Origin of the sequence: Rhodococcus phenolicus (genome assembly GCF_001646785.1) — a bacterium.
GTDB classification, from domain to species: Bacteria; Actinomycetota; Actinomycetes; order Mycobacteriales; family Mycobacteriaceae; genus Rhodococcus; species Rhodococcus phenolicus.
The window spans coordinates 79,834-101,567 of record NZ_LRRH01000030.1; the positions used below are offsets into that span (position 1 = coordinate 79,834).

At 69.0% G+C, this 21,734-nt stretch carries 20 protein-coding genes; 3 read left to right on the plus strand and 17 right to left on the minus strand.

What is annotated here, in order from left to right:
- Positions 1-41: 41 nt before the first annotated feature.
- The 14 genes from A8G15_RS09325 to A8G15_RS09390 all read right to left on the minus strand — a co-directional run bounded on the left by A8G15_RS09325 (position 42) and on the right by A8G15_RS09390 (position 14,282).
- Positions 42-1,619 (minus strand): ABC transporter substrate-binding protein, encoded by a 1,578-nt coding sequence (locus A8G15_RS09325; RefSeq protein ID WP_068158345.1) that lies wholly within the window; start codon positions 1,617-1,619, stop codon positions 42-44.
- A 219-nt stretch (positions 1,620-1,838) separates the two neighbouring features.
- Entirely contained in the window at positions 1,839-2,438 is a 600-nt protein-coding gene (locus A8G15_RS09330; protein ID WP_068158438.1) for a TetR/AcrR family transcriptional regulator, read from the minus strand.
- Between the two features lie 63 nt (positions 2,439-2,501).
- Entirely contained in the window at positions 2,502-2,936 is a 435-nt protein-coding gene (locus tag A8G15_RS09335; RefSeq protein WP_068158348.1) for a nitroreductase family deazaflavin-dependent oxidoreductase, read from the minus strand.
- A gap of 7 nt (positions 2,937-2,943) precedes the next feature.
- Positions 2,944-4,200, minus strand: coding sequence for a cytochrome P450 (locus tag A8G15_RS09340; protein WP_068158351.1), 1,257 nt, complete (start codon positions 4,198-4,200; stop codon positions 2,944-2,946).
- Positions 4,197-4,982: an SDR family NAD(P)-dependent oxidoreductase gene (locus A8G15_RS09345; RefSeq protein ID WP_068158440.1), complete on the minus strand. Its 786-nt coding sequence runs from the start codon at positions 4,980-4,982 to the stop codon at positions 4,197-4,199. Before A8G15_RS09345 ends, A8G15_RS09340 begins: the two co-directional genes overlap by 4 nt.
- A gap of 60 nt (positions 4,983-5,042) precedes the next feature.
- Positions 5,043-6,269, minus strand: coding sequence for an amidohydrolase family protein (locus A8G15_RS09350; RefSeq protein WP_068158354.1), 1,227 nt, complete (start codon positions 6,267-6,269; stop codon positions 5,043-5,045).
- Positions 6,266-7,735, minus strand: a complete 1,470-nt coding sequence (locus A8G15_RS09355; RefSeq protein ID WP_068158357.1) for an aldehyde dehydrogenase family protein — start codon at positions 7,733-7,735, stop codon at positions 6,266-6,268. Before A8G15_RS09355 ends, A8G15_RS09350 begins: the two co-directional genes overlap by 4 nt.
- An 82-nt stretch (positions 7,736-7,817) precedes the next feature.
- Positions 7,818-9,017 (minus strand): thiolase family protein, encoded by a 1,200-nt coding sequence (locus A8G15_RS09360; RefSeq protein WP_068158361.1) that lies wholly within the window; start codon positions 9,015-9,017, stop codon positions 7,818-7,820.
- Complete coding sequence (locus A8G15_RS09365; RefSeq protein WP_068158364.1) at positions 9,014-9,433, minus strand: Zn-ribbon domain-containing OB-fold protein; 420 nt, start codon at positions 9,431-9,433, stop codon at positions 9,014-9,016. The genes A8G15_RS09360 and A8G15_RS09365 overlap by 4 nt, the downstream gene beginning before the upstream one ends.
- Positions 9,430-10,689 carry a CaiB/BaiF CoA transferase family protein gene (locus tag A8G15_RS09370; RefSeq protein WP_068158368.1) on the minus strand — a complete coding sequence of 420 codons (1,260 nt, stop codon included), beginning with the start codon at positions 10,687-10,689 and terminating at the stop codon, positions 9,430-9,432. Before A8G15_RS09370 ends, A8G15_RS09365 begins: the two co-directional genes overlap by 4 nt.
- Positions 10,676-10,903 (minus strand): ferredoxin, encoded by a 228-nt coding sequence (locus A8G15_RS09375; protein WP_068158371.1) that lies wholly within the window; start codon positions 10,901-10,903, stop codon positions 10,676-10,678. Before A8G15_RS09375 ends, A8G15_RS09370 begins: the two co-directional genes overlap by 14 nt.
- Positions 10,896-12,419 (minus strand): AMP-binding protein, encoded by a 1,524-nt coding sequence (locus A8G15_RS09380; RefSeq protein WP_068158374.1) that lies wholly within the window; start codon positions 12,417-12,419, stop codon positions 10,896-10,898. Before A8G15_RS09380 ends, A8G15_RS09375 begins: the two co-directional genes overlap by 8 nt.
- A 333-nt stretch (positions 12,420-12,752) precedes the next feature.
- Positions 12,753-13,163 (minus strand): cupin domain-containing protein, encoded by a 411-nt coding sequence (locus tag A8G15_RS09385; RefSeq protein WP_245687770.1) that lies wholly within the window; start codon positions 13,161-13,163, stop codon positions 12,753-12,755.
- Between the two features lie 36 nt (positions 13,164-13,199).
- The gene (locus A8G15_RS09390) at positions 13,200-14,282 is read right to left on the minus strand and encodes a phosphotransferase (RefSeq protein ID WP_068158377.1); all 1,083 of its coding nucleotides are present in this window, start codon (positions 14,280-14,282) and stop codon (positions 13,200-13,202) included.
- A 334-nt stretch (positions 14,283-14,616) separates the two neighbouring features.
- Here A8G15_RS09390 and fmt point away from each other — a divergent pair, with 334 nt between their 5' ends.
- The 3 genes from fmt to A8G15_RS09405 all read left to right on the plus strand — a co-directional run bounded on the left by fmt (position 14,617) and on the right by A8G15_RS09405 (position 17,966).
- A complete protein-coding gene (gene fmt, locus A8G15_RS09395; protein ID WP_068158378.1) occupies positions 14,617-15,540 on the plus strand; it encodes a methionyl-tRNA formyltransferase in 924 nt (307 codons plus the stop codon).
- Complete coding sequence (locus A8G15_RS09400) at positions 15,537-16,973, plus strand: RsmB/NOP family class I SAM-dependent RNA methyltransferase (protein WP_068158381.1); 1,437 nt, start codon at positions 15,537-15,539, stop codon at positions 16,971-16,973. Before fmt ends, A8G15_RS09400 begins: the two co-directional genes overlap by 4 nt.
- A gap of 63 nt (positions 16,974-17,036) precedes the next feature.
- Positions 17,037-17,966, plus strand: a complete 930-nt coding sequence (locus A8G15_RS09405; protein ID WP_068158384.1) for a 1-phosphofructokinase family hexose kinase — start codon at positions 17,037-17,039, stop codon at positions 17,964-17,966.
- Here A8G15_RS09405 and surE read toward each other — a convergent pair.
- From surE to A8G15_RS09420, 3 genes are all read right to left on the minus strand, one after another.
- Positions 17,909-18,739: a 5'/3'-nucleotidase SurE gene (surE, locus tag A8G15_RS09410; protein ID WP_082899774.1), complete on the minus strand. Its 831-nt coding sequence runs from the start codon at positions 18,737-18,739 to the stop codon at positions 17,909-17,911. The two genes, A8G15_RS09405 and surE, sit on opposite strands and share 58 nt — an antisense overlap.
- Positions 18,736-19,710, minus strand: coding sequence for a 1-phosphofructokinase family hexose kinase (locus A8G15_RS09415; protein WP_068158444.1), 975 nt, complete (start codon positions 19,708-19,710; stop codon positions 18,736-18,738). Before A8G15_RS09415 ends, surE begins: the two co-directional genes overlap by 4 nt.
- Before the next feature lie 83 nt (positions 19,711-19,793).
- A complete protein-coding gene (locus A8G15_RS09420) occupies positions 19,794-21,401 on the minus strand; it encodes an ABC-F family ATP-binding cassette domain-containing protein (RefSeq protein ID WP_068158390.1) in 1,608 nt (535 codons plus the stop codon).
- Positions 21,402-21,734 lie beyond the last annotated feature (333 nt).

Consider the following 21,734-nt stretch of genomic DNA (forward strand, 5'->3'; position numbering starts at 1 on the left):
GCCGGCCGTGTCACGGACCGGCACCACGGACGATCGCGCGGTCAGCCGATCCAGAGTTCCTCGGGGAGCGGTGAACCGAGGGTATAGAGCTCGACGCCGTGCACGTCGTCACCGTAGACAACGCCCGGGGTGGCGCGTGTGTACCACACTCCGACAGCGAGTTCGTCGAGGCGCTCCTGCGCGGCGGTGTATGCGGAGATGCGTTCCTCCTGCGACTCGGAGGTGCGTCCGCGGTCGAGTGCCGCGTCCAGTTCGGGGTCGGAGACGCCCATGAAGTTGCCCGCCGACGCCGAATGGAAAGCCGTCCACAGGGAATAGTCAGGATCCTGGACGATCGCCGAGGTGATCGACATGTCGAAGTCGCGGCTCGCCGTCCGGGCCGTCGCATTGGTGATGTCGTGCGCTTCGACCTTCACATCGACGTTGTCGTAGGCGCTCAACTGCGCCTGGACGGCTTCGGCGAGCATCCGGCTTTCACTCGCCGGATAGGACATGAACGTGAACGAGACCGGCTTCCCTTCGGCGGCAAGCTCGTCGAACAACTTCTGCGCCTCTTCGCTGTTCGCCTCCGGGAGGGGCGCGCCGGTGTAGAAGGGCGACCCTTCCGGGAAGAGGGTCGCCGGAACCTCACCTTCGCCGTTGTACACGATGGCGTTGAGAGTGTCTGTGTCCAAAGCCAATTGCACGGCCTTCCGGGCCCGGATGTCGTCGAACGGCGCACGGCGCTGGTTCATCGCGATGATCTGGCCCCCGCCGGTGGGCGGAACCTCGACCCGGAGTCCCTGTGCCTCGGCGATCTTGATGTTGCTCGCGCTCGATTCGGAGGTGAGGTCCGCGGCGCCGGTGGTGATGGCGTTCGTGCGCTGGCTGGCCTCGTGTGCGGTCTGGATGGTCAGACTGTCGAGGTAGGGCTTGGGCGCATCCCAGTAGTTCGGGTTCTTCTGCAGCTCGATGGCGCCGTGGCGGGTCCACGAGGCCAGTTCGAACGGACCGGCGCCGACCGGATCCTCGTCGAACGCGGTCGTACCCTTGGCGAGCGCGGTGGGCGAGGCGATCCAGTTCATGGCACCCGCGACGAGGCCCTGCGCGAAGTACGGATTGGGGGACACGAGCGTCACCTTCAACGTCGTCGGATCGACGACCTCGGTGTTCGCGACCTGCACGGCCTGACGGAGGGCCGTGGAGCCGACCTGGGGATCCTTGAGCCGGTTCCAGTTGTACTCGACCGCCGCCGCGTCCAAGGGCGTTCCGTCGGTGAACATCAGACCCGGCCGGAGCGTCAGATCGAAGGTGGCGCCCCCGTCGGTGGAGGTGAATCCGGTGGCCATCTTGTAGTCCAGCTCGAAGTTCTCGGTGTCGTTGACCATCAACGTGCCGTAGAGGGCATTCCCGAGAGCGGCCATGTGGGCCCAGGTGTTGGAGAGTCTGGCAGGGTCGAGGGACTGCGGTTCGGCGATCTGGAGAATGCGCGCGGAACCACCGGATACCGGCTCGCCCTCCTCGTCGGGGGCCGCGCCGGCGGTGGTTCCGGCTCCGCCGCCGCAGCCGGCGGCGAAGAGGCACACTGCCGTCGACAGCAAGGCCGTCGACAGCCTCCGGGTACGTCTGTGTCGGATCACGGGAAGACCTCTCGATCGTTGTCGGGATGAGGGGTGGCAGGGTCGGGGCACCGCCGCCGGCGTGCCCGGCCGCGGTACACGACGAGCCGGGAATCTGCTGCGCCGGACAGCGGGGCAGGATGGTGCACCGCGATGAGCCGTGTTCGACGCCGGAATCCGGACATCGTGATGCGTACGTGCCGCCCGCGGGTGGCGGGCAGCGGTGATCGGCGCCGCGGATCAGCGCGCGGTGCCGCCGAGAGCTTTCAGGCAGAACTGCCAGAGCTGCTCTTGCAGGTCGCTGGTATCGCCGGCGGTGTAGGCGCAGTGGTGGTACACCGACCGGACGAGTTCGGTGACGAACCACGCATCTTCCGCGGTGTCGGTCGACGTCAGCAGGCCGGCGGCCACGCCGGCCCGAATCTCCTTCTCCAGCAGGTCGACCAGGGGTTGTTCGGCCTGCGCGAGTTCGGTCGGGAACACCCGGTGCAGTTGCCAGTGGGTCGACACGATGAACTGTGCCAGGCTGTGACGGCGGGGTTCGCGATCCAGGCCCGCCAGCGGCGACGTGACGAAGAACCGCAGTCGTTCGAGCGGTCCGGCCAACGTCTCCGCCGTCACGGACCAACGCCGGCACGCGTCGTCGAGTCCGTCGCCGATCACCGCGAGGAGGAGCTCGTCCTTGCTGGAGAAGTACCGGTAGAAGGTCTGCAGTGCGACGCCTGCCTCTTTCGCCAGTTCCTGGGTGGTGAAGGCATCGCCCTTGGTCTCGACGAGCCGGTGGGCGGCGTCGAGAATCGCGCGCACATGGTTCTCGATGCGAGTTCGCGATCGCTGCACCGCCGTCGACCGCTCGACCGCGCGTTCCTCAGCCCTGGACATGCTGAGGAATCCTAGTCGTCGTCATCCCGGTGTGAGCACCACGACCGGGATGTCCCTGTCGGTTCGTGCCTGATAGGCGTCGTAGTTCGGCCACGTCTCGGTGACGACCTTCCACAGCCGGGGCTTCTGCTCGGGCGTCGCCGTCCGCGCGACCGCCGAGAATTTCCGGTCCGCGACCTGCAGATCGGCGCGGGGATGTGCCCGCAGGTTGAGATACCACTGAGGATGCTCGGGCGCGCCGCCCTTCGAGGCGACGACCAGGTAGTCGGCTCCGTCGCGCGCGAAGATCAGCGCGGATGTGACCGGTCTCCCGGTTCGGCGACCGGGCACCGTGAGCAACAGTGTCGGCACACCGTTCCACAGGTATCCGACCGCACCGTTGGACTGCTGGTACGCGCGCACGTGCTCGGCACCCCTCAGGCTGAGATCGGGTGGAGTGTAATCGGTTTCGGGCATATTCCTCTCATTTCGCATCGAACAGCACGGGGATGGCGGTTGCGCCGCGCTCGTACATACCGACGATTCTCGGCGGGGTCGCGTCGGGGTCCAGCCGCAGACCGGGGAGCCGGTCGAGCAGGGCATTGATCCCGACGGTCATCTCGCCGCGGGCGACGTGCATGCCGAGGCAGATGTGGGCGCCCTGACCGAACGCCAGCGTCGACCTGGTCGGGCGTGTGATGTCGTACCTGTCCGGATCCTCCCAGCGCTCCGGGTCGCGGTTCGCCGCACCCACGCACAGGTGGATGACCGAGCCCTTCGGTATGGACTGACCGTGGAAGTCGATGTCCTCGGTGACCCAGCGCGAGAACATCGGGTCGGTGGGCATCCACCGAAGGGTTTCCTCGATCGCCGCGCGGAGCAGCCGGCGATCGTTGCGGACCGCGTCGAGAACGTCCGGGCGTTGTACCAGTGCGGTGATCGTGGTGCCCATCTGCTTCCACGTCGTTCCCGATCCGGCAGCGAGCAGAAGCAGCGAGAACGTGTAGATCTCTTCGTCGGAGAGTCGCTGGGTGTGACCCGAATCGTCGGTGAGTTCGGCCTGAACCAGCACGCTGATCAGGTCGTCCTGCGGATTCGATCGTCGCGCCGCGACGATCGGCGCCAGGATCTCCACGATCTTCCCGTGGTCGCGGGTCAGGGCGGCACGGATGTCGAGGGCCTGTTCCATCGGCACGCCGAAGCTGCCGGTGATGGTCAGCACCGGGATGGCCGCACAGAAGTCGACGTTGAGTTCGGCGCGTCCGTCGCCGGCGAAACCGTCGATGAGGAGATGGACGGTCTCCTCGATCCAGTTGCGGATCCACCATTCGGCGTTGGACGGGAGGAACGAGGGCTGGACCAGGCCGCGGTACCGCCGATGCTCCACACCGTTCATCGACAGCATGCTGTTGTGCCCGAGCGACCCCTTCTCCGGATCGGCGTCCACGGCCTCGGGGGAGGAGGCGAACACGGCGGGATTGCGGAACGCGTCGTTGCACGCCTCGAAGCTGAACGCGGAGAAGTGGGGCCGGTCCGGAAACGGGAGTCCTTGGAAATACAGCTGATCCGAGATTCCGGTGAGTTCGTGCACGGTGCCCCGGTGCACCGGCTTCTCGCTGCGGAGACGATGCCAGATAGGGTACGGATCCCCGCTGTAGAGACCTCCGGTGAGCTCGTTGTAGGAACCCTGGAGGTCGAACAGCTCACGCATCCGGTTGCGGTCGAGCGATGCGGTCGTCATCTGGCGACGTACCCCCCGTCGACGGGCACCGACACGCCCGTGATGTTGCGTGCACGGTCGGAGGCGAGGAACAGGATGGCCTCCGCGCAGTCCTCCGCGGTCAGAGCACGACCGAGCGGATGCTGTGCGGCGACGCGTTCGGCGAACTCGGGCGCTGCGCTCGCTTCCGGATCCATCCCGCCGGCCGCCATGAAACCGGTCGCCGGCATCCCCGAGGGGCAGATGGCGTTGACCCGGATGTCGTGGGGAGCGCCTTCGATCGCCAGCGCGCGGGTCAGTTGCAGTACCGCACCCTTGGTCGCGCCGTAGACCGATCCGCCCCAGGCGACGATGCCGGCGACCGACGCGGTGTTCACGATCGAGCCGCCGGTGCCCTGCTTCTTGAACTGCCGCACCGCGTGCTTGCAGCCGAAGAAGACGCCGCCGAGGTTGACCGACACCAGGCGGTGGAACTCCTCGGCGGTGTGATCCTCGAGCAGGGTGCCCAGCCGCGGTGTCGGGATGCCGACGTTGTTGACGAGGATGTCGAGCCGGCCGTACTGCTCGACGGCGGCTCCGATCATGCCTTCCACCTGATCCTCGCGGGACACGTCCGTTCCCACGGCCACGGCGGTGCCGCCGTGGCCCTCGACGAGGCGAACCGTCTGCTTCGCCTGGTCGACGTCGATGTCGGCGCACACGACGCGGGCACCCTTTTCGGCGAGACGCAGGGCCGTGGCGCGGCCCACGCCGGAGCCGGCACCCGTGACGATCGCGGATTTGTCACCGAACAAGTCGGTCATCGCACACTCCATTTCGGCGGAATCGACGTGTCCGTCGCCGCGGTCGGTTCGAGAACGAGGTCAGGCATCGGCGAGCACCGGGGGCTTCGCCGGAGTGAACCGGTACAGGCGCTCGGCGTTGCCGCGCAGGATCTTGTACTGGACCTCGGGTGAAAGGTGACCGATCTGCTTCTTCACCGACGAGATGCAGTTCGGCCACGTGGAATCCGAGTGCGGGTAGTCGGTTTCGCACATGATGTTGTCCTCGCCGATCTCGTCGATACTCGCGATCCCGTGATGGTCCTCGATGAAGCATCCGAAGATGTGCTTGCGGAAGACCTCGCGCACGTCGAGCGCGTCCAGATCGGTGTCCATGCCGGCGTGCCCGGTGAAGTTGGCTCCCCGCTGCACCCAGTAGCGCTGCTTGTCGAGCACCTGCTCGGCCCGTTCGAGGAAGTAGGGGATCCACCCGATCTCACCCTCGGACAGGGCGATCCTGAGGTTGGGGAAACGCTGGAACACGCTGCTGAACAGCCACGTCAGCATCGCGCCCGAGGTGCGGGTCGCGCCCCAGGACAGGTTCGCCATGAACGGCGCGTCCGCGGAGATCCGGGGCACCGTGGACGAGGAGCCGACGTGCATGGAGGCAACCATGCCGAGATCGTCGGCCGCGGCGAAGACCGGATCCCAGTAGCGGTCCTTGTCGTGGATGGTCGGCAGCCCGAGGGGTTCGGGATTCTCCGAGAAGCAGAAGGAGGTGACGCCCTTCTCGGCGCAGCGTTCCATCTCCTTGGCGGCGAGCTGCGGATCCCACAGCGGGATCAGCATCAGCGGGATGTAGCGTCCCGGTGCGGCGCCGGCCCACTCCTCGATGTGCCAGTCGTTGTAGGCCTGCAGGCACGTGAATCCGAACTCGCGATCGCTCGCTTCCATGAAGAGCTGACCGCAGAATCGGGTGATGGTCGGAAACGACAGGGACGCAAGAATTCCCGCGCGGTCCATGTCCTTCACGCGTTCCAGTGGGTCGTAGCAGCCCGGCCGCATGTCGCTGTAGTTCAGCGGTTCGGGGCTGAACTCCTCCTTGGACTTGCCTGCGACGGCGCTCAGGCCGCTGCTCGGGAACTTCTTGCCGTCGTAGACCCAGACGTCCATCCCCGTCTTGTCGTCCTTGATCATGTGGGGGGCGCGGTCCCGGTCCTTCTTCGGGACCCGATCGACCCACAGGTTCGGCGGCTCGAGGATGTGGTCGTCCACGGAGATGAGCCAATCCAGGTTGTACTCGGTGTTGGTCGTCGTCTCGATGCTCATTTCGGCAGTTCTCCAATCGACATGTGCTTGACTTCCTGGAATTCGCGGATTCCTTCGGGGCCGCGTTCGCGACCAAGCCCGCTCTGCTTGTAACCGCCGCTCGGCGCATAGGCGCTGAACACGGTGGTGTTGACGTTGACGGCACCGGCGCGCAGTCGCCGGGCGACGGCCACGGCGGCCGCGGCGTCGGCCCCGTACACCTGGCCGGACAATCCGTAGACGCTGTCGTTCGCGATCCGCACCGCGTCGTCGACGTCGGTGTAGCCGATGACCCCGATGACCGGACCGAAGATCTCCTCCTGCGCCGCCGGGTTCGCGTTGCTCGGCAGATCCAGCACGGTGGGCTCGAAGTAGTAACCGCGATCGAACTGTTCGGGACGCCGGCCACCGGTCCGGACCTTGGCGCCCTGCTCCTCGGCGAGCTGCACGAACCGCTCGCACTTCGCGCGTTGCGGCGCGCTGATCACCGGTCCCATCAGGGCGGCGGGATCGCTGGGGGGACCCACGGTGATTCTGTTGTACGCCGCGGAGACCGCCTCGAGCACCTCCTCCTTGCGGTCCTGCGGGACGAGCATCCGCGTCGCGGCGACGCACGCCTGGCCTGCGGTGCGCGCCACCACCGCGAGAGCGCCGATGCCCACGCGTTCGATCGCGTCGGGCAGGTAGATCTGCGCGGACTTGCCGCCCAGCTCGAGGGAGAGGCGCTTCACCGTCGGCGCCGCCTGCGCGATGATGTTGCGGCCGGCGACGGTCGAGCCGGTGAAGGACACCATGTCGATCGCGGGATGCGTTGTCAACAACTGTGCGCCCTCGGTGCCTTCCTCGGCCACCACGCTCAGCACCCCGGCGGGCAGGCCGGCGGCCTCCGCGGCCTCGCCGAAGATCAGCGACGAGATCGGTGTCAGGGGGCTGGGCCGCAGGATGACCGAGTTACCGGCCATCAGCGCGGGAATCAGCTTCTGCAGGGCCATGATCAGCGCGGCGTTGTAGGGCGTGATCGCGGTGACGACACCCACCGGTTCGTGGCGGCGGATGCTGAGCGCGACCCGCCCCCGCACCAGGTCGTCGACCGGAACCGGATTGGTGTCCTCGTGTGCCATCGACAGGTAGAGATCGATGGTGTGCCGGGCGATGGCTGTTCCTGCGCGGCATTGTGTTTCGTCGGCGAATCGGTACGGCTGGCCGGCCTCGGCGACGAGGGTCTCCACCAGGGTTTCGCGGTGCGCCTCGAGGTGGTCGACGAGGGTGTGCAGGATCCGGGCGCGGTCGCGGGGGGTGCGGTCGGCCCACACGCCGTCGTCGAAGGCTCGACGGGCCGCGAGGATCCCGCGTTCGACCTCGGCCACCGGGGTGGCGATCACATCGGCCACGTGGCTCTCGTCGGCGGGATTCTCGACGGGGACGACCTGATCGCCGGTGACCCACTCTCCGGCGACGTAGGTTCTACGTTCCGCAAGGATGGACACGTTTGCTCCTTAAATAGCTGGTGAAAGTAGAACATAATTCTCGTTTGGGCGAGAGTGTCATTCTGAAAATTCTTGCAGGATGTCAGAACGGCTCGACGGAATACACGACCGCCCCGCCGTAGTGGGGAGACGAATGGCACGCCACGGCGGTGGACACCCCCTCGCGCTGACGCTCCCCGGCGCGGCCGGACAGCTGGAGATAACACTCGAGCATCTGCGGAATCCCGTGCATCCGGCCGTTTCCGAGGGCTCCGCCCCCGGACAGCGCCGGAACCGCGCCGGGTCGATCGCTATCGATTCCGCCTGCCTCCACGAAACGGTGGGCTTCACCGGGCGGGCACAGACCGAGTGCCTCGAGCCAGAACCACACGAACGGGGAGAACCCGTCGTAGACCTGCGGCAGATCGATCTCGTGCATGCCGATCCCGGCCGCGTCCTGCAACCGGCGCACCATATCGGTTCCGCCGTCGACGATGTCGTCGAGAGGCCAATGCAGCGGCAGCCGCCGTCGAGCGGGGTAGCCGTTCGCGATACCCGAGATGTACACCGGAGGACGGGCGAGATCCTTCGCGCGCTCGGCGCTCGTGAGAACGAATGCCGCCGCCCCGTCGACCGGAATGTCGCAGTCGTAGCGGCACACCGGATCGAACAGGGTCGGTGCCACCAGGTACTCGTCCACCGTCAGCGGCCGGCCGTGCCAGAACGACCACGGGATCCGGGCGCCGTTCTTCCGGGCCTCGGTCACCACCGCGGCCATCGACTCCTGACGCGCACCGTACCGCTGCAGGTACTCGGTGTAGGGCAGGGAGATCATCGCCAGCGGCCCGAAGAATCCCTGCGGGGCCGTCCACTGCTGCGGGCCGTGCACCTGCTGCATCGGATTGCCGTGATAGCTGCCGGTGGGGTTGTGCAGTGCCCGGTGCACGAGGACGTACTCGGCGGCCCCGGCGGCGACCGCGTTGACGGCCATCGCCACCGACCCGGTCAGTTGACCGATCCCGTCGAATCCCGCGACATAGCCCGGGTTTCCGCCCAGTCGTTGCGCCAGCCAGGCCGGTGACACGATGTTCACGCCGTCCTCCGCGACGCGGCCCCCCGCGCTCGGAAACATGCTCGAACCGACGTAGCCGTCCACCTGCTCGACCCGTAGCCCGGCGTCCTCGATGGCCGCCCGGGCCACGTCGGCCGTCAGGGCGCCGAGTGGCCGATCGGCCGTGCGGCGGATGTCGCTGTGCGCGTACCCCACGATCGCCACCTGGTTGCGGGCGAACCCGCCGGTCACGGCGCACGCTCGAAGGCCGGGACCGACACCTCGGCGGTCAGGTCCTCGAAGGCCGCGACGACCGGTGTCCCGACGCGGAGTTCGCCGTCGGCACCGTCGAGCAGTCGGCCGATCATCCGCAGTTCCGGCTGCTCCTCGAGTTCGACGTCGACCAGAACGAAGGGGAGCAGATCCTGGAAACCGGGAAGGAAGGACTGGCGGACGACCGTCCACGAGCGGACGGTGCCGCGCCCGCTCACCGGAACGAACTCGAACTCGGGATCGGTGGAACCGCAGTGCGGACACACACTGTCCGGCGGCATGGCGAACCCGGAACACCGGGCGCAGCGGGCCGCGGTGAGGACGTGGTCCGCTGCCGCAGCCCAGTACGGTGCCGAGATCGCGTCCGGTACGGGGACCGGTCGTGCGGTGGTCACGGGATCACGCCCTTCTCGTTGAGCGATCCGATCCGCTCCCAGTCGTAGCCGAGTTCGAGCAGCACCGATTCGGTGTGCTCGCCGTGTTCCGGGGCGCGGCGGAGGACGGCGGGCGCCTCGTCCAGTTGCACCGGCACCGACGGCAGCCGGTAGGTGTGTCCGTCGTCGAGCCGGACCTCGCCGATGTAGTCGTTGGCCGTGACCTGCGGATCCTCGACCACGTCGTGCACCGACTGCACGGGGGCCCACGGCGCGTCCAGCCCGGCGAGCAGGTGTTTCCATTCCGCGAGTGTGTGCTTCGCGAAGATGCCGTCGAGCTCCTCGATGCAGGCGGAGCTGTTGGCCCTGCGGGCGGCCATGTCCACGAAGCGTGGGTCGTCGACGAGGTCCTCGCGGCCCACCAGCCGGGCGAAGGCCGGCCAGTACCGGTCGCCCTGCAGGAACATGAGCTGGATGTGCCGTCGGTCCCGGGTGGCGTAGGTCCCGGTGAGTGGGTTGACTCCCGGTCCCCGGCCGGTCACCGGGGCCACGTCGCCACCGTTGAGAGCGGCGAGCAGGTCCGACGACAGCATCCACATCGCGGTGGCGAGCAGGGACACGTCGACGGTGGTGCCGGTGCCGGTCTTGGCGCGCTCGAGCAGTGCGGTGGCGATCCCGAACGCCAACGCCATGGCGCCGTTGCGGTCGCCCATGGCCCCGCGCTGGCTGATCGGGTACTCGCGCTCGGTGGGGGTCAGCACATGGCCGACGCCGCCGCGTGCCCAGAACGCCGAACTGTCGTATCCGGGTTTGTCGGCATCGGGACCGCGCGTGCCGAATCCGTGTCCCCGCGCGTAGATCAACCGCGGATACCGTTTCCGGAGGGTGTCGGCGTCCAGTCCCAGCCGCTCCAGCGCGGCCGGGCGAAGGCTCGTGATGAAGACGTCCGCGGATTCGAGCAGTTCGTGCAGAACCGCGAGACCTTCCGCTCGCCGCACATCCAGTGCCATCGAACGCTTCCCGCGGTTGGCGAGAGCCATCGAGAGATTCGGCCCGCCCCGATCGGTGCCGACCCCCTGCGTCGCCAACCCGCGGTACGGATCGCCCTCGGGGGGCTCGATCCGGATGACGTCGGCTCCCCAGTCGGCGAGCAGGGCCGCGGCCACCGGAACGAACACCCACTGGGCGAGTTCGATCACCCGTACCCCGTCGAACGCCCGGGGCCGGGTCGCCGCAGTCGTGTCCGTGGCCGGCGAGGGTGCGTCAACGTCCGTCACGGGTGGGTCCTTCCTGCGAGTCTCGAACGGTGATGGCCCCGGTGGGGCAACCCGAGGCTGCGACCTGCACGTCCGAGATGTTCGTGACCGGGTGCACGAGTTCGGCCTTGGGGCCGGGGCCGATCGCGAAAGTGTCGGCGGCGTAGGAGACGCAGACTCCGGCACCCATGCAGATCTCCTGGTCGAGTTCGACGACGTACCGGTTCTCAGGCATGGGATTCCTCCCGGTCGAGGTGGCGCGCGGATTCGGCCACGTACTGGCGCACCAGGTGTTTCCGGACCTTGCCCGACGCCGTGCGCGGATACTCGTCGACCTCGTGCAGTTCTTCCGGCCACTTCTGCCGCGCCACTCCGGCTTCCGCGAAGTGGGCGCGGACCTCGTCGAGCGTCGGCATGGTGTGTCCCGGCTTCAGCCGCAGGACCGCCGCCGCGCGTTCACCGAAGCGGGGATCCGGGGCCGCGACGACGACGGCCTCCGCGATCGCGGGCATCGTGAGCAGCACGTCCTCCACGGCGGCCGCACCGATGTTCTCACCGCCGCGAATGATGATGTCGGACTTGCGGTCCGTGATGGTGAGGTATCCGTCTTCGTCGATGACCCCGATGTCCCCGGTGTGGTACCAGCCGTCGTCGTCGAAGGCGGCAGCGGTGAGCGACTCGTCGGTGTAGCCCAGACACAGGTCCGGGCCTCGGCTGAGGATCTCCCCGTCCTGCGTCAGGCGGATCTCCACTCCCGTTCGGGTGGAGCCGTCGGTGAGCAGGCGCTTCTCCTCCGGGGCGGTCGTCGCCGATCCGGTGACGGAGGGATGCTCGGTGCTGCCGTAGGAGCGGGTGACGGTCAGGCCCAGATCTGTCAGCCGCCGGGAGACGGCCGCCGGCACCGTCGACCCGCCCAGACCGATCGGACCGAAGTGCCGGAGGTGGTCGCGGGTGAAGTCCGGGTGGTCGAGCAGGCTCGTCACGAAGTACGGGGGACCGCCTCCGATCGCGACACCGTCGGAGTTCATCAGCGAGAGCACCCGGGTGGGGTCCCACTCGTCGCACATGTCGGCGGGGATACCGTCGACGACCGGGAACAGGAAGGCACCCAGCATCCCGATGAAATGACCCACCGGGAGGGCGGTGAGCTGCCTGCCGCGGTCGGGGTCGTAGTTGGAGAGCAGCTGACGGGTTTCGAAGATCAGGCTGCGGTGGGAGTGGATGACGCCCTTGGGTTCGCGTGTGGTGCCCGAGGTGTACGCGATGAGGGCGGGACTCGCAGGGTCGACCGTGGCCACGCCGGCGAGCGGTTCGTCGCCGAGGAGCTCGTCGAAGTCGCGTCCGACCACGCCCACGACCGGCACGTGCTCGCTGACCCCCGGTGAGTAGGTCATCCGGCCGAAGTTCTCGGCGGTGATGAACACCCGGGGCTGTGCGTCGTTCAGGATGAAGCCGAGTTCGCGGGGCCCGTAGAAGTGCACGATCGGCACGGTGACCGCACCGAGCAGGGACGATGCCCAGAACGTGGCGGCGGCTTCCATCCAGTTCGGCAACTGGAACGCGATGACGTCACCCGGCCGGATGCCCCGCGCCCACAGGCCCGCGGCGAGCCGGCGGGCGACGAGCTCGACGTCCGCGAACGTCCCCGTGTACGGACGGACCACCGAATGCACGTGGAATCCCTTGTCGGAGTGCTTGTTCAACCCCTCGGCGAGGATCTCGCCGAGCGTTTCCCGGGTCCACCACCCCATTGCTTCGTAGTGGCGGCTCAGTGCCGGTGGTATCGACCTGACCGGCAGTTTCGGGCTGTGGATAGCCAACTTTCACAACACCTTTCGAGAAAGGGATGACTGATTTCTGCCGTGGCCGGGAAACGCTTGGGGGAGTGTGATTCGTGTTCCTCCCGGCGTTGCCCGCGGGATCGGCCGTCGCGCCGCGCCGCGCGACGGCGGAACTTGAAAAATGCAGTTCAAGGTAGAACGTGATTCTCGTACAGGCTGCCACGGTCCTCTCGGAAATTCAAGAGCCGAGACGGTCGAATTTCGCAACTGACGCCGAAAGGTACAGCGGCAAAGTAGATTCGGTCAGTTCTGGACGGGCTTCATCCGATCGGCCAGCCGTTCGATGGCATCCATCAGCTGCTGCAGCGCATACGCGGGATTGAACTCGAGATGGCGGGTCTGCTCGGGATACTTCAGAATGTGCCCCGCGGGAAAGAAGTACACCTCGCCGGCGACCGCGGTTTCGTCCTCCATGTCCGTGCCGGGGTAGCAGGCCGTGATGGAGCCCGACAGCACGTATCCGTAGTGGGGGCACATGCAGACGCCGCCCGGGAGCCCGCAGGCGCGGTAGAGCTCCGTGCAGTCGCGGGGACCGGCGGTCGTGGTGTAACCCACCTCGAGGTCGCCCCACTGGGCCGAGTGGAAGTGGTCGGTCGCCGAGGGCCAGCGGCCGCCTCCGGCGTTCGGTAGCTCGTGTGGAAGTGCGTGAGGCACGGGCTTCTCCGGTCTGGGTGGTCATCGGGGAGGGAATCAGCAAGGGGCCGAGAACAACTCGGGGGACAGGGCATCGTGATCGGCGGCCGCCGTGCTCAGGCGATGGAGCAGGATCTCGATCAGGCGCGGTTCGACCTTGACGGTGATGCCCCAGAGGTAGAGACCGCGGACGATCCCGCGGCCGAGCGCACGCCACGCCGCGTCCGGCGGCGGGGGCTCGACCCCGCGTGACGAGAGGCAATCGAGGTAGTGGACGAGCAGGTCGCGTTCGGTGCTGCGCCGGTCGTCGGGATCCAGGGCCGTGGCGATGTGGGTGCCCACGTCCAGGTACCACATTCCGCGTTGGACGAGTTGCCAGTCGACCAGTCCGGGGAACCCGCGGCCGTCGAGGTAGAGGTTGCCGACGTGCGCGTCACCGTGGATGACGCACCAGTCGGACGCCTCGTGTTCGGCCGCGAGTGCGTTCACGAGGCCCTGATAGGCGGCGACGAGCCGCGGCGCATCGCGCAGCTCGGCGGGCACCCGACGGCCGTTCGGCCCGTGGAGGTTGCGGTGGATGCGTGCGGTGATCTCGTCGACGCCGAAGGCGCGGAGCGCACCGGTCAGGCGCGGGGTCAACCAGGTCTGTCCGGCCCACGCCGGGTTCCCCCAGGTTGCGGCGTGGAGTTGTGCGAACTGCTCGAGGCTCTGCGCGACCTGATCGGGGGTGAAGGAGCTGCCCGCGTCGAGGAAGGAGCCGCCCGCCGCCACGACGTCCTCGGTGATGACGACGCCGTGCCGGGTGTGCTCGTCGAAATCGGCGTAGACGCTTCGGAGCGTACGTACGCCCGTCGCGTCGGCCAGGTCCCGGTAGAAGCATGCCTCGGGTTCACCGGCGGCCCGGGTTTCGCGGCCCTGCTCGTTGAAGTACCCCTTGACGCACAGATCCGGCGACAGATTCTCGGGTACGCCTCCCGTGCACTCGATCGTGAAGCGGGCGTTGGTGGAGACCCGGTCGACGATCGGACCCGGATCGACCTTCCGTACCTGCAGGCCCGGATAGCGCGGATGCAGGGCGGAGGTCAGCCATTGCGGCGACAGAGCCTCGGGCAGGGTGTCCGGAACGGGGGCGGTGGTCATGCGTGATCGGCCTGCCGGCGAGGGGCGCACGCTGCGGTGCGGGGTCCCCGAGTCGTCCGTTCGGGCATGAAAGCCCTGGAAAAAGTAGAATGGGATTGCGGCATGAGGAGAATGTAATACTGCATGTGGTGAGAATCACCATATTTGCGAAAATTCGCTCGAAGAAACCGCGACGCGCCCGGCCGGGTTCGTGCGTGCGCGGTGGGAGCGGGCCCGCCGGACTCCCTAGACTGGGGGGAGTTATCGCCGCCGAGTCTTGGAGCAGTCTTCGTGACACACCCGCTTGTTTCCTCCCGCATCGCACCGCACACTCCTGCATCGGCGGTGCTCTGACATGCGGGTGGTGTTCGCGGGCACTCCCGAACCCGCCGTTCCGTCGCTGCGCCGACTCGTCGAATCGTCCCGGCACGAGGTCGTCGCCGTCGTCACCCGGCCCGACACCGTCGCCGGCCGGGGTCGCAAGGTCGTGCGATCCGCGGTCGGGCAGGTCGCCGACGAGCACGGCATCGAGGTCCTCACTCCGCAATCGCCGCGCGACCCCGAGTTCGTGGCCCGGCTCACCGAACTCGCCCCGGACTGCTGTCCCGTCGTGGCCTACGGTGCTCTGCTACCGCAGCCCGTGCTCGACATCCCCGTGCACGGCTGGGTGAACCTGCACTTCTCGCTGCTCCCCGCGTGGCGCGGCGCCGCGCCCGTGCAGGCCTCGATCGCCGCCGGTGACGAGATCACCGGCGCCAGCACCTTCCGGCTCGAGGCGGGTCTCGACACCGGCCCCGTCTACGGAGTGGTCACCGAGACCGTCCGGCCCACCGATACCGCCGGGGACCTGCTCGGCCGCCTCGCGGACTCCGGAGCAGGACTGCTCGAATCGACGCTCGACGGGCTCGAGGACGGACTGCTCACCGCCGTCCCGCAAACCACCGACGGAGTGTCCTACGCGCCGAAGGTCACCGTCGAATCCGCCCGGGTCACCTGGACACATCCGGCGCACGTGGTCGACCGGCGCATCCGTGCGGTCACCCCGGCGCCCGGTGCCTGGACCATGATCGGTGACCTGCGGGTGAAGATCGGTCCGGTATCGGTCACCGACGAGATCCTCGAAGCAGGGGAGATCGACGTCCGCAGGAGTGGGGTCTTCGTCGGCACGGCCACCACCGCGGTGAAACTCGACCGGGTGCAGCCGCCCGGCAAGAAGGCGATGATCGCCGCGGACTGGGCACGCGGTGCCCGCCTCGACCCGAAGGTGCGTGCACAGTGACCGAATCCCGCAGGCCGGCCCGTCGATCGCACCGCGGTCCCGGCGACCGCAACAACAAACCGCGCCAGGCTCGCCGGCCCTCGCAGTCCATCGTGGACCCGGCCCGCGTGGCCGCCCGCGACGTGCTGCGCGCGGTACGCGAACGCGACGCCTACGCCAACCTCGTCCTGCCCGGCCTGCTCCGCGAGCGTCACCTGGACACCCGTGACGCGGCGCTGGCCACCGAACTGACCTACGGCGCCGCCCGTGCGCAGGGTCTGCTCGACGCCGTCATCGCCTCCGCCGCCGACCGTCCCGTGGACGAGATCGACGGTCCGCTGCTCGACGCGTTGCGTCTGGGTGCCTACCAGTTGCTGCGCACCCGCATCGCCCCGCACGCCGCCGTCGCCACCAGCGTCGACCTCGTCAGGTCCGAATTCGGTTCCGGCAGGGCCGGTTTCGTCAACGCGGTGTTGCGCCGCGTCTCGGAGCGGACCGAGGAGGAATGGGTCGCGGCGCTCGCCCCGGATCCCGAACGCGATCCGGTGGGTCACCTGGCGTTCCGGTACCCGCATCCGGTGTGGATCGCGCAGGCCTTCGCGAACTCGCTCGGCGCCGACGCCGGAGAACTCGAGGAGGTCCTCGCCGCCGACGACGCCCGGCCCATCGTGCACCTGGTGGCGCGACCGGGGGTCATCACCGCCGAAGAACTCGCGCTCGCGACCGGGGGAGAAATCGGGCCGTGGTCGCCGTACGCGGTGCACCTCGAACACGGCGACCCCGGCCGGCTCGACGCCGTGCGCGAAGGCATGGCCGCGGTGCAGGACGAAGGCAGCCAGCTCGTCGCGCGTGCGCTCACGCTCGCACCGCTCGACGGCGACGACCACGGCCGCTGGCTCGACCTGTGTGCCGGACCCGGCGGCAAGGCGGCGTTGCTCGGCGCCCTCGCCGACCTCGACGGTTTTACCGTGGACGCCGTCGAACCGGTCGAGCACCGGGCCGACCTGGTCCGCAAGACCACCCGGGATCTGCCGGTCACGGTGCACGTCGCCGACGGTCGCGATCCCGGTCTCGACGGCGGCTACGACCGCATCCTTGTCGATGCACCGTGCACCGGTCTCGGTGCGCTGCGTCGTCGCCCCGAGGCCCGCTGGCGACGGCGGCCCGGCGACGTCGCCGAACTCGTGCGTTTGCAGAAGGAACTGCTCGCGTCGGCCGTCGGACTGCTGCGGCCCGGCGGCGTCGTGCTGTACGCGACCTGTTCCCCGCACGTGTCCGAGACGGTCGCGATCGTCGCCGACGCGGTGCGCCGGCACGGTGTCGAACAGCTCGACACCCGCGAGCTCGTGCCGGGGGTGCCGCGCCTCGGGGCCGGCCCCGGGGTTCAGTTGTGGCCGCACCGGCACGGCACCGACGCGATGTTCATGGCCGCGCTGCGCAAACCCGTCGGCTGACCCCGTGAGGGGGCCGTTCACCCGACCGGTTCCCGCCGCCCGATCCCAGACGAGAGGAAGTTCGTGCCCGACATCGTCACCCTGACCCTGAATCCGGCGCTCGACGTCACCACGTTCGCCGACGAGGTCGTACCGACCCGGAAACTGCGGTGCGACGAACCCTTCTACGACGCAGGCGGGGGCGGGGTGAACGTCGCGAAGGTCGCCCGCGTGCTCGGCGCGTCCGCCGCGGCGGTGTACCCGGCCGGAGGGGCCCGCGGCCGGCAGATGAGCGGACTGCTCGACGACGACGATGTCGACGAGCACATCGTGGAGATCGCCGACGACACCCGTGAGTGCTTCACCGCGATCGACCGCAGCACCGGCCGTGAATACCGTTTCGTCACACCGGGTCCCGAGCTGACCGCCGACGAGCAGGAGCGCTGCCTCGAGGCGTTGGTGACCGCCGCGGCGGACGCCCGCTACGTGGTGGCCAGCGGCAGCTTCCCGCCCGGTGTGCCCGGCACGTTCGTGCGGCGCATCGCCGACGTCGCGCACAAGGTCGGTGCCCGCTTCGTGCTCGACTCGTCCGGGGACGCGCTGACCAGCATCGAATCGGGGGTGTTCCTCGTCAAGCCGAGCCTGGACGAACTGTGCGAATGGGTGGGCCGGGACCTGCCCGACACCGCGTCCCGGATCGCCGTGGCCCGCGAACTCGTCGACGCCGGGATCGCCGAGATCGTGGTGGTCTCGCTCGGCGCGCAGGGCGCGATCATGGTGTCCGCCGACGACGCGGTGGAGGTGCCGGCGCTCGAGGTGCCTGTGCGCAGCGCCGTCGGCGCGGGCGACAGCATGGTCGCGGGCCTGGTGGTGGGTCTGCTGCAGGATCGGTCGCTGCGCGACGCGCTCGCGCTCGGCATCGCCTGCGGATCTGCGGCGCTGCTGACGGCCGGCAGTCACGTGTGCCGTCGTGAGGACATCGACCGGTTCGACGAACTCGCGCGGTCCCGCTGATCCGGGCCATCGCCCGCCGGCGACCAGGTGAGCGGTCGCAGGTCGATGTCGCCGGCCTCCACGGGCGCGCGCAACGCGGTTGCCGTCGCCCAGCCCTGTGCGACCAGGCCCGCGTCGGTCTCGTCCGCCTCGTCCGGACGGATCTCCCGGAATGTCACGGTGACGAAGTCCGCGCCGATCTCGCCGATGTCGGCCTGCACCGCGCCGAAGGCGGCCAGCGGAGCGGCCCGCAGGCCGCGCAGCTCGGCCGGCGGGACATCGGGAACGTTGATGTTGAGTACCGCGCCCCGCGTGCCGGACTCGAGCAGCCATCGCAATGCCCGGCCCGCGACGGACGCGGCGGTGTCCCAGTGCCGAGGATCCGCGGAGGCCAGTGACACCGCGAGCGCGAGTGCCCCGTGCGTCGCCGCGGTCAGCGCCGCGCCGACCGTCCCGGAATGCAGAATCGCGTGACCGGTGTTGGGGCCGTGGTTGATTCCGGACAGCACCACGTCCGGGGGTGGTCCGAATGCCCCGTGCGCGGCGACGAAACCGATGAGGGCGGGTGACGCCTCCACCGCCCGGATCGGAACTCCCGGCAGGTCGGGCCACTGCCGGTCGGCGACCGCGAGTCGTCCGTTTGCCGCCAGCGCCGTCATCGAGGCACTCGCCCCGCTGCGTTCGGTGTGCGGGGCGGCCACGATCACGTCGAGTCCGGCCTCGACGGCGATGCGGGCCAGCACGCCGAGGCCGCGGCTGTCGATGCCGTCGTCGTTGGTCACCAGCGCTCTCACGAACCCGCTCCCTTCCGATAGGGGCGGACCTCGACCACGTCCGCGAGGCGTGCGGCCAGCTCGCGCCTGCCGGTGGCGAGACCCCGCCGGGTGATGTTCATCGCGCCGGCGGCGGCCCCGAGCCGCACCGCGTCGACCAGGCTCTCGCCGCGGGCGACGGCGGTTGCGATCCCGGCGGTCATCGAGTCGCCCGCGCCCCGGTGATCGACGATCTTCAGCGGCGGGGAGATCACCTCCCAGAGCTCGCCGTCCAGCAGTGCCAGCGCCGGATCCCCCGCCCGGGACAGCACGACGTTCCGCGCGCCCTCGTCGATCAGCGCGTGCATAGCCTCGATCAGGACATCCACGTCGTCGGATTCCGCCCGGCCGTCCTCGATCAGATCGTCGTGAGCGACCTTGAGTACGGCCGGGTTTCCGGTGAGTGCAGCGGTGAGCTCGGGCCCGGACAGATCCGCGACGACGGGAACCCCCATCGCGCCCAGGTCGCACGCGAGACGGCCGTAGACCTCGGCCGGCACGGTCGTGCCGCTGTGCGGTCCACCGAGGACCGCCACATCCGAGCGCAGACCGGACTCGAGCGACAACGCGAACAGGTCGTCCACCTCGTGCCGCGTGAGCACCGTCGGATCGACCCGGGCCAGAGCGACACGCTCGCCCCCGCGCCGGTCGTGCACGTAACCACCGTTGGCGCCGGTCGTTTCGATCCCCCGGACCTCGATGCCCTCGTACTCGAGCAGATGGCGCAGGATACGGCCGGTCTCTCCACCGAAGACCCCGCACAGCACCACGTCCGCGGCGAGGGTCGCGGCCATCCTGGCGATCCAGAATCCCTGCCCGCCGGCATGGACGTGCAGTTCGTCGCTGCCGTCCGGGGCGCATTCGACGGTGACGGTCAGCAGCGGGGACGGCGCGAACACGAACGCGGACGGCTTCGGCGCGGTGGACGGGGCGGGCTCGGGGGACTTGGGCATCGGGTGGGCTTCATCGGGCGTACGGGACATACCGGGGGGTACCCGGTATGTGCCCGTTCGATGCTCACCGGCACCCGACCGGGTCAGTCGGTCAGCCTGCGGCGTCGCTGTAAGTGCCCGTCGTCGTCGATTTCGACGACCGTGTCGATTCCGATGCGCTCGAGGAACCCGAAGTCGTGGCTGACGATCAACAGTGCTCCGCGATAGGCATCGAGCGCCTCGGCGAGCTGCTCGACACTGGCGATGTCGAGGTTGTTGGTGGGCTCGTCCAGCACGAGCAGCTGAACCGGCGGCTCGGCGAGCAGCAGGCGCGCGAGCGAGACGCGGAACCGCTCGCCGCCGGAGAGCGTGCGGACCGGACGATCCACGCTGTCGCCGCGCAGGAGCAGCCGCGCGAGCTGGTTGCGGATCGTGCCCGTGCCGGTGGCCGGGGCGACGGCCTGCACGTTCTCGATCGCGCTCGCCGCGTCGTCCAGCCCGTCGAGACGTTGCGGGAGATACCCGACGAACTCGGTCAGGAGGCGGCCGTATGGACGACCGGGAACCGGTGCGGTCCCGTGGACGAGCTGCTCGAGCAGAGTGGACTTGCCGGCGCCGTTCGCGCCGACGAGCGCGACCCGCTCCGGTCCCTGGACGACGACGGTGTGGTCGCGGTCGTGGAGTTCGGCGAGGCGTCGTCCGCGCGGCACGCCGGGATCGGGCAGGACGAGGTGGATGTGTTCCTCCTCGCGCACCCGGGCGTCCGCGGTGTCGACCGCGGCCTGGGCGGCCCGCACCTTGTCGTCGAGTGTCGAGCGCATCGAGCCTGCGGAATTCTGGGCTCTGCTCGCGCGGTTGCCCGCCAGGATCTTCGGGATACCACCGTCCTTCTGGGTCTTCTTCGCGGTCCGTTCCCGGCGCGCCAGTTTCGTCTCGGCCTCGACGCGTTGCCTCTTCTCGACGGTCAGTGCCTGCTGGGCGGCACGGGCGGCCTGAACCGCGGCGGCCTGCTCCTGTTCCCGGTGTTCCTTCCAGGCGCTGTACGGACCGCCGAACGTGTCGAGGGTGCCGGCGTGGAGTTCGGTGGTGTTGTCCATGTGTTCGAGCAGTTCCAGGTCGTGGCTGACCACGACGAGAGTCCCCGGCCAGCGGTCGACGAAGTCGGCGAGCGCGGCGCGGGTGCGTCGATCGAGGTTGTTGGTCGGTTCGTCGAGCAGCGTGACGGGGGTGCGCCGGATGTACAGACCGGTGAGGGCGATGAGCATGGCCTCGCCGCCGGACACCTCGGCCACGCTCCGGTCGAGATCCGCGGCACCGAAGCCGATCCGGTGCAGGGCCTCGTCGGCGCGGGCTTCGATGTCCCAGTCGTCGCCGACGGTGTCGAAGTGGCGTTCGTCGGCGTCACCGGATTCGATGGCCCTCATCGCCGCGAGGATCTCGTCGATCCCGAGGAGTTCGGCAACGGTCGTCTCGTGCCGCAGTGTGAGGGTCTGCGGCAGGTACCCGACCGCGCCCGCGGTGTCGATCCGGCCGGAGGTCGGCTCGAGAATGCCGGCGATCAGGCGCAGCAGGGTCGACTTTCCTGCGCCGTTGCGGCCGATCAGGCCGGTGCGTCCGGCGCCGAAGGTGCCGTCGAGGTGCGAGAGGGCGACGGTGCCGTCGGGCCATTCGAAGGTCAGATCGCGGAGGGTGACGGTGGGGTTGGCGGTCATCGGTGGTGCACTCGATTCTTCCGTCGACGAGGACGGACGTCGCAGGGATCGGCCACTCGACGACGGCGGTGGCCGGGAGGCGACCGACCGCGGGGACCGAAACCGCTGCGGCGACAGGTCGATCGTGGATCGACGGCGCGGCTTTCCGCAGGGGAACGGCGGGGTCCGGGGTCGGTGCGGTGCGAACGTGCCGGTAGGGGTCGCGCAGAGCCGTCGACGCCCGGGTCGGGCGGACACGCGCTGCTGCGTCGGGACGCGAGCATTCGTCGGCGTGGACCTGCGCCCACGCGGAGGAAGCCACCGGCAGTCCGGTGGCTAGATTCTGTCGACCTC